We start from the raw sequence: 13,883 nt of genomic DNA, 5'->3' as shown, positions 1-13,883 counted from the left end.
TGCGCACAGCACAGACCGGAGAAGCGAAACGGAACGGCACACCGAGGTGGCCGAGCACCTGTGAATCCACAGGCGGCGGGGGATTCTTCCGGCCACCGTGAGCCGTCTCGCGGCCACCTGCGCCGACACGGACAGCTCCCTCCAGGCACCGGACGAGGTCCCCACGGACACCCGCTCGACCGCGCTCGCACCGCTCCACGGTCGGCGACGCGGCTTCTCGCGCAGTACGGGATGGGAGCGGACGTCAGGGTGCAGGCAGCCTGCGACCAGCACGGCGCAGCGGTGGCCCCAGGACGTCGTCGATGTCGTTCGCCACCGCGTTCAGCAGCTCCCGGCCGAACAGACACACCGTGGACTCCCAGGGGTGCCCGAAGCTGCCGAGCCGGAAGTCCGCCGAGAGGTAGATGTAGTAATCGCCGTCAGGGTAGGTGCTCAGCGGCCATGGTCGCTGTCCCTGCCCGCCGACCCGGTGCGGAGCGAAGGAGTAGGAGATGTGCTGCCAGTCGAGCGCGAACAGCCTGGCCTCCGGCTCGACGCACGCAGTCAGCCCTTGCTCCACAAGCGCGACGAAACGGTCCAGACGCGTGTAGTGCGGGTCTTCGTCCAGTGACGCCAGACTCCACGTGACGGAATCGGAGGGCTCCTTGATGGCAGGCCACTCGGCCGGGTTCACGCTCGGTCGGAATGCGAACTCCGCGTAGAAGCGGTCCCAGACGTTTCGGTACTCGGCTTCTGTCAACTCGCTTACACCCTCGTACTCCACCCGCACACATTACCGACCCGCCCCTGAGCACCCGCCTCACCAAAGCGCGGGCCGAACCGTCCGGAGGACTCCAGCGCAGAGTGGCGACCTTGGATCCCCTGGACTGCCACGGGAGATCGAAGAGTGCAGGCCGGGTGCGACGTCCGCGCCGTCCGGGCCCGGCGGGGCCTCGGTCAGTGCCGTTGGGGTGCCCGGCCCAGGAGGCAGGCGGTATTGGTGGTGCGTCGCTCGCGTACCGCTGCAGCCCGTGCGTGGGGCGCGTGGAGCGACGCCACCGCAAGTGATGGCACGCCACACTTGATCGCTCCCTTTCGGTCGCATCAGAGCGCGTGCGCCCCTTCAGCAGCGCATGCACATGTTTTACTGCGAGGCGGCCGCGCTCTCCTCGCGGACCCCTATTCGGTTGCGATGCGCCCGAGCAGCACGCGGTGACGGCGACCGCCGGTAACCCCAACTGCCTCAGTCACATCACTCGTTCACAGCCCCGCCGGCAGATGACCGCCGGAGGCCGGCTCGACGGTGAGGGCACCGCCGTCGGCACCGGGTTCGACCAGGCCGAAGACGCCGGCGAGCGCGGCAGGCGGCCGGGCTCGCCGTGCTGCATCCGCAGCACGCTCGGAGTGTGGAAATCACCGAAGTCGTAGTCGGTTCGGTCGGACCATGAGACGCCCCGTGGTACCGCTGGTACCACGGGGGCCATGTCAGAGCCCGAAGCAATGAATCTGCGCTTCCCCGACCCCGCGAAGCGGGCGGCCGTCGCGGCGGCCGCCAAGCAGGCGGGGCGCGCCAGACGCAGGTTCTGCTCTCACGTCCGGCTCGGCCACATAAGGTGGGCCGCCCGGAACCCCGGGCGCGTCAGGCTGCGCGGACGAGAAGGTTCTTGGCGGATTCACGGAAGTGGGCGACGAGCGGGTTGGCGTCCGCGGAGCGGGTGGCGACGACCACCTGGCAGGGCTCGATCCCCTCGACGGGGACGGTGGCGAGGTCGTCGCGGAGTGTGCAGCGCCGGTCGTCGGCCGGCACGAGGGCGACGGCCCGTTTGTCGGCGACGGCTTCGAGCTTGTCCTCGAAGGTGTCCACGAGCAGGGGGCCGAGCGGTGCGCGGCTGCCGTCCGGGCGGGGGTCGAACCGCCAGAAACCGGTCCACAGCGCGGCCATGCCCGCGCAGGCCACCAGGGGTTCGTCGGCGAAGTCGTCCAGGGTGACCGACTCCCGGCCGGCGAGGTGGTGGGAGGCGGGCACGAGGAGTGCCCGGGGCTCGTCGTAGAGGACGGTCACGTCGAGGCCGTCGCCCGGAACCGGGAGCGGGGTGCGCACGACGAGTGCGTCGACCCGGCCCTCGGGCAGGGCGCGGGCCTCGTCCCAGTCCAGGTGGCGGGTGCGGACGTGGGCCTCGGGATGGCGGCGGCGCAGGTCCCGTACCGCGGGGGTGACGAGGAGGTCCTCGACGTAGCCGATGGTGATCGTGCGGGGCGGCGCGGCGGCGCGTGCGGTGAGCACCGCCTGGTGGGCCGTGTGCAGGAGCGTCTGGGCCCGCGGGAGGAAGGCCGCGCCGGCCGCGGTGAGGCGGCTGCCCTGGGTGGTGCGCTCCAGCAGGCGTACGCCGAGGGCGTCCTCCAGCCGCTGGATCTGCCGGCTCAGGGAGGGCTGGGCGACGTGCAGCGCGGCGGCCGCCCGGGCGAAGTTCAGATGCTCGGCCACGACCGTGAAGTACCGGACCAGTCGCAGATCCAGGTCCGGGCCGGGACCGGGCGGGGTGGAGGACGGGACTTCGGTGGTCATACCGGCAGCCTACTCGTGATGCAGTTTCTGCATGACGGGGTGCGAAACGGGTCTTGGACGCCCGGCCGGGGGCGGTTGTTGACTCGATGATGTCGGGCCGGGAGCGACCGGCCGGACCGAATCCCACAGCCGTTTCTCGCAGATGGAGTGTGTCCGCCATGGGCAAGTACGAGGGCAGGAACGTAGTGATCACCGGTGGCAGCAGCGGTTTCGGCCTGGCCACCGCGCAGCTGCTCGTGGACGAAGGGGCACGCGTGCTGATCACCGGACGCAACCGGACCGCCCTGGACGCAGCCCGCGACCGGCTCGGCGGCAACGCGGTCGCGGTCCGCAGCGACGCCGCCTCGCTGCCCGACATCGAGGCGCTGGCCGACCGGGTGAAGACCAGGTTCGGCACGGTCGACGCCCTGTTCGCCAACGCGGGTGTCAACGGCTTCGCGCCGTTCGAGGAGACCAGCGAAGAGCTCTTCGACCAGCTGATGGCCGTCAACGCCAAGGGCCCCTACTTCACGGTGCAGAAGCTCGCTCCGCTACTGGCCGAGGACGGCGGCGTGGTGCTCACCACGTCGGTCGTCAACGTACTGGGGCTTCCGATGCTCAGCGCGTACGCGGCGGGCAAGGCGGCGCTGCGCTCGATGACCCGCAGCCTGGCCCGGGAGCTGCTCCCGCGGGGCATCCGCGTCAACGCGGTCAGCCCCGACCCGATCGACTCCGGCATCCTGGAGAAGTCGATGCCGAGGCAGGCCGCCGAGCAGACCAAGGCGCAGATGGCCGCCGACAACCCCATGCTGCGCCTGGACACCCCCGCCGAAGTCGCCAGGGCGGTGGTGTTCCTCGCCTTCGAGGCAACCTTCACCACCGGCGCCGAACTCGCCGTGGACGGCGGCGGCTCCCAGCTCTGACGCGCGGCGCCGCAAGGAGCCGAGCCCGTACCGGTCTGCGCGGAGGACGTGCGCGACGGCAGCGGTCCGAGCGCCGCGGCCGCCGCAACCGGCGTGCCCAGGACAGCACAGGCCGAAGCGGCCTTCACCCTGTACATCGCGGCCGCCCTCTTCGACCTCGACGGCACACTGATCGACTCCGAACCCCGCAGCCAGGAGATGTGACGGCGGCTGTTCTCCGCCTACGAGGCCCCCGCGCCCGCAGACCTCATCGCCTCCTCCACCGGGCGACGCGGCGTCGACGTCCTGCACGAGCAGCTCGACCGCTTTCCGGCGGGGCAGACGGTTCCGCGTCTGCGGGGGGGGGGAACTGCTCGCCGTCGAAGCGGGCGATCCGGGCGCCGCGGTCGGAGCGGGCTTGACCCTGACGCTGGGTCAGCCCTCCATCCTTCCGGCAGGAGCTTCCTCGCACCCGCCCGGACAGCTCTCCGAAGGAGGCAGATGACCATGACGACCCGATCGACCGCCCATCCGGCGATACGCGTGCGGGGTCTGGAGAAGTCGTACGGGAAGCGCGAAGTGCTGCGCGGCGTGGACTTCGACGTGGCGCGGGGCAGCATCTTCGCCCTGCTGGGCTCCAACGGGGCGGGCAAGACCACGATCGTGAGGATCCTCGCCACGCTCCTGAAGGCCAATGCGGGGACGGCGGGCGTTCACGGCTTCGACGTCGCCGCGCAACCGGCGAACGTGCGGGAGTCCCTCAGTCTCACCGGGCAGTTCGCGGCCGTCGACGAGATCCTCAGCGGCCGGGAGAACCTCGTGCTCGTCGCCAGGCTGCGCCACCTCAAGGACCCGGGCGCCGTCGCGGACGACCTGCTGGGGCGTTTCTCACTGACCGAGGCCGGCAGCCGGAAGGTGTCCACGTATTCGGGTGGGATGCGCCGCCGGCTGGACATCGCGATGAGCCTCGTCGGCGATCCACCGGTGATCTTCCTGGACGAGCCGACGACCGGTCTCGACCCCGAGGCGCGCATCGAGGTGTGGCGAGCCGTCAAGGAACTCGCCGGCTCCGGCACGACCGTGTTGCTCACCACGCAGTACCTGGACGAGGCCGAGCAACTCGCCGACCGGATCGCCATCCTCCACCAGGGCCGGATCATCGCGAACGGCACGCTCGCCGAACTCAAGCGGCTCTTCCCGCCCGCCACGGTCGAGTACGTCGAGAAGCAGCCGACCCTGGAGGAGATCTTCCTCGCGATCATCGGCGGCGACAACAGCGACGCCGCCGACACGGAACACCTGGGGGGACAAGGATGACCACGTACTTCTTCGCCGACACCGCCGTGCTCACGGGGCGGACCCTGCGCCATGTCACGCGCAGCGTGGACACCGTCATCACGACCGTCATCACGCCCGTCGCCATGATGCTGATGTTCGTCTACGTGTTCGGCGGCGCGATCGACACCGGGTCGGTTCCGTACGTGAACTACATGCTGCCCGGCATCCTGCTCATCACCGTCGCGTCGGGCATCTCCTACACCGCCTACCGGCTGTTCACCGACATGAAGGGCGGCATCTTCGAGCGCTTCCGGTCCATGCCGATCGCACGCTCAGGTGTGCTGTGGGCGCACGTCCTCACCTCGCTGGTCGCCAACCTGATCTCGCTCGTGATCGTCGTGGGCGTCGCGCTGCTCATGGGCTTCCGCACCGGGGCAGGACTGCCGGCATGGCTCGCGGTCGCCGGCATCCTGTTCCTGTTCACCCTGGCTTTGACCTGGCTCGCCGTGATCCCCGGGCTTTCCGCGACCTCGGTCGAGGGCGCGGGCGCCTTCGCCTACCCGCTCGTCTTCCTGCCGTTCGTCAGCTCGGCGTTCGTGCCGACGCAGACCATGCCCGGCCCGGTGCGCGCCTTCGCCGAGCACCAGCCGGTGACGTCCATCGTCAACACGATCCGCGACCTGTTCGCCCAGCGGCCGGTCGGCGACGACATCTGGACCGCCCTCGCCTGGTGCGCGGGCACCCTCGTCGCGGCGTACGTGCTTGCGATGGCCACCTATCGCCGGAAGGTCGCCTGAGGCAGTCTGAGACCCATGCTCACCATCAGCCGGCTCGCGGCGTACGCAGGGGTGACGGTACGGGCGGTACGCCACTACCACCAGATCGGGCTGCTGCCGGAGCCCGAGCGCGACCGGTCCGGATACCGGATCTACGACGCTGCCGCGGTCGTGCGGCTGATCCGGATCCGCAGCCTTGCGGACGCCGGTGTGCCGCTGGCCCGGGTGCAGGAACTCCTCGGCGCCGGCCCGGAGGAGTTCGCCGGCGGCGTCCAGGAGATCGACAAGGACCTGCGCGCCGAGATCCGGCGGCTGCAGGACACCCGCAGACGACTCGCCCGGCTCGCCGCCGGTGAGCACCTGGCACTCCCGCAGAGCGTCGTGGACTACCTCGACCGGCTACGCGGTCTCGGCGTCGAGGAACGCTACATCGAGATGGAGCGGGACGCCTGGATCATGATCGCCGCCCAGGTGCCGCACCGGATCGACGCCGTGATCGCCAAGAAGCACGAGGAGCTGGACGACCCCGACATGGTGAAGCTCTACGGCATTCTCGACGAGGCACTCGACTGGCCGGTGGACGATCTGCGGATGGTCGAGATCGCCGACCTCCTGGAGCGCCTGATGATCCGCGCTGTGGAGGCCGGCGAGGTGGGCGGTGACGACGGCATCGACGACCAGTTCGTCGACCTGCTGGACTCGACCATGGTCGAGTCCTCACCGGGCGCCGCGCGGCTGCTGGCGATCCTGGAGGAGCGGGGCTGGAAGGGCTGGACCCGCATCGAACGAGTGCCCGCCGACAGGCTCGACACTGAGCTGCCGCCATCGTAAAGGCAGGTCAGGAGCCCGATGCGACGTTGTCCGGGTGCGCGGCGGTGCGGGTGCGGAGCGCTCGTTCCACGGCTGTCGTATTCCTGAAATCGATCAGCGAACCCTGCCGGCCCTCTTCTCCGCGGTCTTGAGCAGCGGGAATTGGCTGGTCGGGTCTCGGGCCCGTACGGGATGCTGCATCGTGATCGAGCGAGAAGCCGCGGTTCAGGCTGTTGCGGAACAGTTGGAGCGCGACTATCAGGAGTGGCGGGCCACGGATGCGGGTGCGATGCGTACGGCCGTGGTTCATGTGAAGGAGCACGAGCTGGTCTGGATCGTCTCCTGGCAGTCCGAGGAGTTCGTACGCACGCGCAACCCGCGGTTCGCGCTGGTCGGCAATGGACCGTATCTGGTCGACCGCGTCGACGGAGGACTGCACCGGATCGGTGTCGTTTCCGCGGCAACGGGGCAGTGGGAGGCGGATTACCGAGCCCGCATCCGGGGTCTGCCGGTACGCACCGCAGTGGACGATCTGCATGACGTGATACGCGGAGTCGCCGCAACGCACGGACGCAAGCCCGCTGCGCGGACCCTGCGCCGGAGACTGCCGGCGTTGTCGCCTGCGGAGGCCCTCGAGTACGTGAGCGCTTTGACGGAAGGTGACGCTCCAGCGCGGCTCGCGGCTGTGGCCATCAGGGAACTCGTAGAGCCTCTCGACCGGGTGCTCGCTGTAGAAACCATTCGACCCGGTGCGGGTAGCGGGAGCCGGCGGGACCATGGCGGCGACCGTGGCCATCAGCACGGGCGTCATGACCGCGGCGCCGCGCGCCTGGACGACACGGGCGGTGACCAGTAGGGCGAAGGGGTGCGTCGGCGCGGCCGTCAGGACGCCGACGCTGAACAGGACCATGGCGATGGCGAAGAGCCGCCGGGCGCCCACGCGGCGCAGCAGGAACCGCCGGTGGGGATGGCGGTCGCCATGGTCGGCATGCAGGCGTTGGCGGCCCACTGGGCGGTGCTGGCGCTGACGTCCAGGTCGCGCATGATCGACGGAACGGCGACGCCGAGGATCGGCTCGCCGAGCACGACGAGGAACGCGCCGCCGACCAGCGGCAGCAGCACCCTCCTCGTCTCCGCCGACGTGGGAGTCGGCCGACGGGGCGGGACGCGTCCTGAGGGGCCTCTCGGTGGATCGGTCGCCCGGTGGCGCGGGTGGACGCACGGGCGGAGCCGCGCGCCCGGCCGCGAACGGGCCGGGCGCGCGGTGGGAACGGTGTGCGGTGCTACTGGGCGAGCGTCTCGGCCATCCACTTCGCCGAGCGGGCGATGATCTCGCCGAAGTGGTTCGAGAGGATCTCGTAGTGCTGGCCGGGGTACTCGATGAGCTCCTTCGGCTCGGGGATGCGCTCGAACATCTCCCGTGCCTCCTCGACCGGTGCCACGGTGTCCTGGCTGGCGAGGATCATCAGCGTGGGCCGGGTGATGCGCTCGGCGTAGGCGCGGACCTCCATCTCGAAGAGGTGGTCCAGGGTGGAGACGGTGATGGCGTTCTTGAAGCTCGGCAGGTTGTGGATCATGTTCTCGACGAACTCCAGCCCCTCCTCGTCGCTGAACATGACGGGGTCGCCGGGCGCGGGCTCGCCGTGGAGCCGGATGGTCCTGGCCGGCTCACCCTTGGCCTGCGCCTGACGGTCCACAGGGATGAGCGCCTCCAACTCCGCGAGGGTGTCGGCGGGCTGCAGCTTGCGGGCGCTCCAGCCGCTGACCGGCGGGATGATCGCCGAGACGGCCTTGACGCGGGTGTCGGTGGCGGCGACGAACAGGGAGTTGGCGCCGCCGATGCTGATCCCCCACAGGCCGATGCGGTCGCCGTCGATGTCGTCGCGCAGGGTCAGGTGGGTGATGACGTGCCGCAGGTCGCGGCACTGCTGCCAGGGGTCGAACAGCTGGCGGGGCTCGCCGCCGCTGTACCCGGTGCAGCGGTGGTCGTACGCCAGACAGGCAAGTCCCTGCTCGGCGAAGCCCTGGGCCTGGAACTTCATCGACTCGGCCGGTCCGCCGAGGCCGCCCTGCAGGATGACGACGGGCAGCGGCCCCTCGACGTCGTCGGGGCGGGTCAGCCGGCCGCGCAGGGTGATGCCGTCAACGGTGAACTCGATGTCCTCGACCACGGGCATGGGGCTTCTCCAAGAAGTAGGCGGGTGTGCGGGGGGATCAGCGGTTCGCGACGGGAACGTCGTTGGGCAGGAAGTCGGCCTGCTCGAAGGAGCGCGGGTCGGCCGAGGCGCGGAAGATCGGCCAGACCTCGGCGCGCATGTCCTGCTCGTAGGCGGCGATCTCCCGCAGCAGGTCGCCGCCGCCGTTGACCGCCCGGTCCAGGGCGCCGGCCAGGGACGCCGCGTCGCGCAGGGCGGTGTTGGCGCCGGAGCCGAAGGAGGGCGGCATCGCGTGGATGGCGTCGCCGAGGAAGGTGACGCGGCCGGTCTCCCAGGTGTCGGCGGGCTCCAGGCGGCGTACCGACATGGGCGCGAGGGTGGACGGGTCGGCGCGCTCGACCAGTTCGGCGACGGCGGGGTGCCAGCCGCGGACGGCCTCGCGCATGACGGAGTGCAGTTGCTCGGGGCCGGCGCTCCACAGGTCGGGGACGCCGGCGAGGCAGGGGCTGCCTTCGGTGAAGCCGCAGTGGACCATCATGTACGGCTCGACGTGGTCGATGTCCGCGTCCGGGGCGAGGTCCGCGACGGCCTCGGCGACGGGGCGGCGGGGCTGCCAGGCACCGAGGGAGAAGTTGACCCCGTCCGCCGAACTCGCCAGCACGAAGCCGTCGAACAGGGCCTCGGGCAGGGTCGCGACCAGGTCGTCGGTGAGCGGGACGCGGGCCGCGACGGAGCGCATGCCGGTGTCGACCGTGGGGATGTCGGGCAGCCGCTGACGGCGTACCGGGGAGTGGAGTCCGTCCGCGGCGACGAGCACGTCGCCGGTGGCGGAGGTGCCGTCGGCGAAGAGCAGGCGGACCTTGTCGCCGTCCTCCTCGTAGCCGGTGACGGTGCGGCCGAAGTGGACGACGTCCTCCAGGCCCGTGTACATGATCTGGCGCAGCGTGCGCCGGTCGACCGCGGTGTGCGGGCAGTCGGGGTCGTTCGGCGGCCCGAGGTGGGGGCGCGCGCCGATCTCCTCGCACTGACTGTCCAGCATGACGAACACCTCGCGGCGCGGTGCGATCCGCGAGGTCTGCATGTACAGCTCGTACAGGTTCTCCGGGAGGCACTCCTTCAGCGCGCCGCCGCCGGTGGCGTTCATGTGCAGCCGGTATCCGGTGCGCACGATGCCGGGGGCCGCCTCGTAGAGGGCGCAGCTGATTCCGGCCTTCTTCAATCCCTGCGCCAGACAGAGGCCCCCGATTCCTCCGCCGGCGATGAGAACGTGAAACGACGACATCGGCGTCCCTGCCCTTCTAGAACTTTCCACGCGTCGATGCGGCGGGCGCGGGGCCCTGCCGAGAACGCGGAGTCCGGTGCGGCTACGTCCCCGGGCTCGCGGTGCCCTAGTCTTGCCGGGCGTTGTTTCATCAGGGAAGCTGAATTCACTGATGTCCGTTATAGATGAAGCTGATGCCCTACGAAGGGGTGGGACGTGAGTCCGGACCTCAACCTGCTCGTCTCCATGGACGCCCTGCTGCAGGAACGCAGCGTGACACGCGCCGCCCAGCGCCTCGGACTCAGCCAGCCGAGCCTCAGCGCCGCCCTGGCCCGCCTGCGCCGCCACTTCGACGATGAACTCCTGACCCGCGTGGGCAACTCCTACGAGTTGACCGCCCTGGGCGAGCGCCTCGCCGAACAGACCTCACTCGCCCTGAGCTGGACGGACCGGGTCTTCCAGACCCGCGCCGACTTCGACCCCGAACAGTCGGAACACGAGTTCACCCTCGTCGTGTCCGACTGCCACCTGCCGGTCTTCGGCCGGGTCCTGGCCGATCTGGTCCAACGGGAGGCGCCCCACGTACGTCTGACGTTCCACCACAGCACCGCCCGGTTCGTGCACCGCGCCTCCGACCATCTGCGGGCCGTGGACGCGATCGTGCTGCCCCAGGGCGTCCTGGTGAACATGCCCATGCTGCAGCTCTACCGGGACCGCTGGGTCTGCGTGGTCTCCTCCGACACCGCCGACCGGCCGCTGGACCGGGAGCAGTTGTCGGACCGGCCTTGGGTGTTCGCCTACCAGCACCCCTTCTCTGCGCTCTCCACGATGCCGCGCCTGACCCAGGAAGGCATCCGCATACGGTCCTCCATCACCACGGAGGACTTCCTCTCCGTACCCCACCTCGTACGCGGCACCGACCGCATCGGACTGATGCCGGAGCGCGTCGCCCGCCTCCACCCCGCCGACCAGGGCGTCACCATCGCCGACCTCCCCTTCGAACTGGGCGACCTGCTGGAATCCCTGTGGTGGCATCCCGCGCACGAACGGGATCCCGCCCACATCTGGCTGCGTCACATGGCCACACGGGCGGGACGCATCGTGGAGCAGTCCTGAGCTTGTGACACTGTCCGGGATCCCGGAGACGCCGAGGCCGGGCGCCGAGGGTTCACCACGAGACGAGCCGGGGATCTCGTACCGGTCGAGGTGGTTCCGCAAGGCCGCGTCGGCCGTCGGGGCGGGGGTTCTCCTCCCACCGCCGGCCGTCCGCCGAGTCGCCCGACGGTGACGGCGGTCAGGACGTAACCGGACGTGAGCCTCGCCCTGGCCTCGGTGGCGGCAGCGTCGCATGCCGTGGCCGCGGGCGAACCCGTCGGCCGCGCCCTCCGCCGCGGAGCGCGCCGCTTCGGAGCGCACCGCGCGGCGGACCTCGCACTCGGGGTCTGCCGCTCGGTGCGGACGCGGACGTGAACGTCGGACACCGGACGCCGGAGGCGTCGAGTCGGCCTGCTCCCGCCGCCGGCGGTCGAGGCCGGCGGGTGCGTCCAGGGCGCGAAGCGGAGCGATGAGGCTCAGGACCGCGGCGCGACGTCCGGTACGCGCGTGAGGTGGTCGAGGTCTGCGACAGCCTTCGCCAGCAGGTTCACCATGGCGCGTTCGGCGCGGGCGGGGTCCTGGTCGCGGACGGCGTCGAGCACCGCGCGGTGGCTGGGGACGGGGTCGGCCCCCGGGGCCGCCGCACCGGGCCGCGCCTGCGCGGCGACATCCCGGAGGGAACGGTCCGGGCGTCGCGCAGGAGACTTGGGGCGCGTGTTCCACGCACAGCAGTCCACGGATCACTCCGGCTTCATCTCAACGGATGCCGGTGCGCATCCGCAGTCGCAGGACTCACCGGCCGCTCTCCCCGGGGCCACGGCACTTGTCAGAGGCGGGTGTTAGCACTGCAAGCACAATTGCGTGTGGTTGAGTTGCTGTGTGGCTGAGCTCGGGGTGGGTCTGGTTCAGGAGTGGGACAGGGTACTGGCGGGGCTGCATGCTCGGTTCGCGTCGCGTTTCGTGAGGCCGGCACCGATCACGTCAGTGGTGGCGGGTCGTCCGTGACGGTCTCGACGCCGACCGGCCGCCCATCGGCACCGGGCGCCGCGACACGTCGTGGGACTTCGGGCTCTCCCACCTCGTCGGCAACGCCCACCAGGACTGGCCCGTCGGCACGGCCCGCGGGGAGATCCTCCGGGTGGCCGACGCGGACGGGCCCGGACAGTCCCCGGGCACGGCGGCGGCTGACGATCATGCGGAGGGGCGGAGCTGTTCGCGCACCCATCCTGGCTCGGGGTTGGTGTGCGGCCGGCCCGCCACGACGACGGTCGGCACGGTCTCGTTGCCGTCGTTGGCCGCCCTCACCACCGCCGCTCCCTCCGGATCCCGCCAGATGTCGACCCAGTGCAGCCGGCGGGCGCTCGGTCCCAACCGGACGCGCAGCCGCAGGCAGTACGTACAGCCCGGCCGCCAGTAGACGATCGGATGGCCGTCGACCGCGCTGCGGCGCTGCGCCTCCAGCGCACCGATCGATCTCGGGAAGACCAGGGGCGAGGTCACGCCTGCGAGCAGCACGAACCCCAGCAGGAGTGCGGCGGCTTCCCCCGGGCTCCCGCTGAGGACCCGCCCGGCCGCAAAGACCGAGCCGCAGAGCACGAGCAGTACCGGCAAGATCCAAGTGCGCGTCATGACGCCACAGGCTATCGGCGAGTCGCACGCCTGCGTCATGCGCGGTCCTCTGCTCCGTGATGCGGCAGCCGTGCTGCACAGATCCTCCTGGTTCAGGAGCAAGCGGCGGCCCCGGCGGCGCGGCAGTCCGGACGGCGGCCGTAGCGACGGACCACGGCGCCGCCGCGGCCGAGGCCGGGATCACGTCCGGCGGTCAGGACCGGGTGACGCGTGGGGCTTCGCTGCTCAGGCGGTTCAGCGCCCGCATGGCTTCGCGCTCGATGCGTGCGAGGTCGCAGAGGACGGCACCTGTCCGCGCCGGCGACTGCGCGTCGCCGGTTTCACCGGCTTTCGCGATCAGTGCTGCGACTTCCGTCCACAGGGTGGCCGCCTCGGTGCATCGATCGTCCGCGTGGTGTGGACCGCTCCTTTGGCCGCCCGGCACGTCCTCGGCCGGATCCGGTCCTCGAACACCCATTGCGCCCGGTGGTGCGCCGAAGACCGGATCGACGGGTGCTGCGGGCTCGCCCACACCCACCGGGCCGGGCGCGCAGGCAAGCGGCAGAGCACCGTCGGCCATGCACGCTCGGCGGTCAGCTCGCGCAGGGCGAGGGAGACGTGGGCGTCGAGACGGTCCCGTACCGGCGTGATCGGTGCCTTGGCGAGTGGTGGACACCGTCGATCAGCGCGATGAAGTCCCGCTCGCCCGGGTTGCGGCGCTCGCCCTTGCCCGCGGGGTGGGTGCGCAGACGGTGACAAGCCCACCGGGCGCCGCTTGACCCTGCCGCTGGCGGCAGGGTTGAACGATGGCCGGCATGGACAGCAGCACCGCACCTCGGAGGAACACGATCGTCGTCGTCACCGGGGCCGGCACCGGGATCGGCCGGGCGACCGCCCGCGCCTTCGCCGCCGAGGGCGCCCACGTCCTCGCGGTCGGCCGACGGGCCGAACCGCTCGACGAGACCGCCGCCGGGCACAACCGGATCACCCCGCTGGCCGCCGACATCACCGCCGACGGCGGACCCGAGCTGATCATCCGGACCGCGCTGGAGACGCACGGCCGGCTGGACGTGTTGGTCAACAATGCCGGTATCGTGCGCAGCGGTGCCCTCGGCACGCTCGAGCCGGAGACGATCGTGCCGCAGATCGCCACCAACCTGATCGCCCCCATCCTGCTGGCGCAGGCCGCGCTGCCGTCCCTTGAGGCGTCCGGCGGAGTGATCGTCGATGTGAGTACGTCGGTGGGGCAGCGGGCCTGGCCCGGCAGCTCTGTCTACGCGGCGACCAAGACCGCGCTGGAGTCGCTGACCCGCAGCTGGGCGGTCGAGCTGGCACCTCGCGGGGTCCGGGTGGTGGCGGTCGCGCCCGGCGCGATCGACACCCCGACAGCGGCCGCACACGGTGACCACAGGCCCTCGCTCGTCGAGGAATACGCGACCGCCGATGACGCGAGGCCGCCTGTCTCGCACCCCG

General features: G+C 70.9%; 14 protein-coding genes and 2 pseudogenes. 8 read left to right on the top strand and 8 right to left on the bottom strand.

Annotation, left to right across the window (positions count from 1 at the left end; all coding sequences use genetic code 11):
* Positions 1–244 precede the first annotated feature (244 nt).
* Together IE271_RS29905 and IE271_RS29900 are read right to left on the bottom strand one after the other, a co-directional pair.
* Entirely contained in the window at positions 245–763 is a 519-nt protein-coding gene (locus IE271_RS29905; RefSeq protein ID WP_190193596.1) for a DUF2716 domain-containing protein, read from the bottom strand.
* An 855-nt stretch (positions 764–1,618) separates the two neighbouring features.
* Positions 1,619–2,545 (bottom strand): LysR family transcriptional regulator, encoded by a 927-nt coding sequence (locus IE271_RS29900; RefSeq protein ID WP_190193595.1) that lies wholly within the window; start codon positions 2,543–2,545, stop codon positions 1,619–1,621.
* Positions 2,546–2,703: 158 nt separating this feature from the next.
* Between IE271_RS29900 and IE271_RS29895 the strand changes: the two genes are divergently transcribed.
* The 6 genes from IE271_RS29895 (at position 2,704) to IE271_RS29870 (ending at position 7,146) form a co-directional block, all read left to right on the top strand.
* Positions 2,704–3,447, top strand: coding sequence for an SDR family oxidoreductase (locus tag IE271_RS29895; RefSeq protein ID WP_190193594.1), 744 nt, complete (start codon positions 2,704–2,706; stop codon positions 3,445–3,447).
* A gap of 48 nt (positions 3,448–3,495) precedes the next feature.
* Positions 3,496–3,651, top strand: a complete 156-nt coding sequence (locus IE271_RS29890; protein ID WP_190193593.1) for a hypothetical protein — start codon at positions 3,496–3,498, stop codon at positions 3,649–3,651.
* A 282-nt stretch (positions 3,652–3,933) separates the two neighbouring features.
* The gene (locus tag IE271_RS29885; RefSeq protein WP_190193592.1) at positions 3,934–4,743 is read left to right on the top strand and encodes an ABC transporter ATP-binding protein; all 810 of its coding nucleotides are present in this window, start codon (positions 3,934–3,936) and stop codon (positions 4,741–4,743) included.
* Positions 4,740–5,501: an ABC transporter permease gene (locus IE271_RS29880; RefSeq protein WP_190193591.1), complete on the top strand. Its 762-nt coding sequence runs from the start codon at positions 4,740–4,742 to the stop codon at positions 5,499–5,501. The genes IE271_RS29885 and IE271_RS29880 overlap by 4 nt, the downstream gene beginning before the upstream one ends.
* A gap of 15 nt (positions 5,502–5,516) precedes the next feature.
* On the top strand, positions 5,517–6,311 hold the full coding sequence (locus tag IE271_RS29875; protein WP_190193590.1) for a MerR family transcriptional regulator: 795 nt from the start codon (positions 5,517–5,519) through the stop codon (positions 6,309–6,311).
* A gap of 181 nt (positions 6,312–6,492) precedes the next feature.
* Positions 6,493–7,146: a YrhB domain-containing protein gene (locus tag IE271_RS29870; protein WP_190193589.1), complete on the top strand. Its 654-nt coding sequence runs from the start codon at positions 6,493–6,495 to the stop codon at positions 7,144–7,146.
* Positions 7,147–7,172: 26 nt separating this feature from the next.
* Here the strand turns inward: IE271_RS29870 and IE271_RS29865 are convergent, their stop codons facing one another.
* The 3 genes from IE271_RS29865 to IE271_RS29855 all read right to left on the bottom strand — a co-directional run bounded on the left by IE271_RS29865 (position 7,173) and on the right by IE271_RS29855 (position 9,728).
* A complete protein-coding gene (locus tag IE271_RS29865; RefSeq protein ID WP_190193588.1) occupies positions 7,173–7,412 on the bottom strand; it encodes a hypothetical protein in 240 nt (79 codons plus the stop codon).
* 161 nt (positions 7,413–7,573) lie between these two features.
* Positions 7,574–8,467: an alpha/beta hydrolase gene (locus IE271_RS29860; RefSeq protein ID WP_190193587.1), complete on the bottom strand. Its 894-nt coding sequence runs from the start codon at positions 8,465–8,467 to the stop codon at positions 7,574–7,576.
* Positions 8,468–8,504: 37 nt separating this feature from the next.
* On the bottom strand, positions 8,505–9,728 hold the full coding sequence (locus tag IE271_RS29855) for an FAD-dependent oxidoreductase (RefSeq protein WP_190193586.1): 1,224 nt from the start codon (positions 9,726–9,728) through the stop codon (positions 8,505–8,507).
* Between the two features lie 195 nt (positions 9,729–9,923).
* Between IE271_RS29855 and IE271_RS29850 the strand changes: the two genes are divergently transcribed.
* Positions 9,924–10,823, top strand: coding sequence for a LysR family transcriptional regulator (locus IE271_RS29850; protein ID WP_190193585.1), 900 nt, complete (start codon positions 9,924–9,926; stop codon positions 10,821–10,823).
* Between the two features lie 455 nt (positions 10,824–11,278).
* Here the strand turns inward: IE271_RS29850 and IE271_RS29845 are convergent.
* From IE271_RS29845 to IE271_RS42405, 3 genes and pseudogenes are all read right to left on the bottom strand, one after another.
* Positions 11,279–11,431: pseudogene (locus tag IE271_RS29845) on the bottom strand (GntR family transcriptional regulator); the annotation flags it as partial.
* 562 nt (positions 11,432–11,993) lie between these two features.
* A complete protein-coding gene (locus IE271_RS29840; RefSeq protein WP_190193584.1) occupies positions 11,994–12,431 on the bottom strand; it encodes a glutaredoxin domain-containing protein in 438 nt (145 codons plus the stop codon).
* 193 nt (positions 12,432–12,624) lie between these two features.
* Entirely contained in the window at positions 12,625–12,990 is a 366-nt protein-coding gene (locus tag IE271_RS42405) for a DUF4872 domain-containing protein (RefSeq protein ID WP_190193583.1), read from the bottom strand.
* A 226-nt stretch (positions 12,991–13,216) separates the two neighbouring features.
* Here IE271_RS42405 and IE271_RS29830 point away from each other — a divergent pair.
* A pseudogene (locus tag IE271_RS29830) lies at positions 13,217–13,799 on the top strand (SDR family NAD(P)-dependent oxidoreductase); the annotation flags it as partial.
* Positions 13,800–13,883 lie beyond the last annotated feature (84 nt).

This window comes from Streptomyces minutiscleroticus (assembly GCF_014650875.1).
GTDB classification, from domain to species: domain Bacteria; phylum Actinomycetota; class Actinomycetes; order Streptomycetales; family Streptomycetaceae; genus Streptomyces; species Streptomyces minutiscleroticus.
Note: the sequence above shows the minus strand (reverse complement) of the source record. Positions and strands in the feature narration are given on the sequence as shown.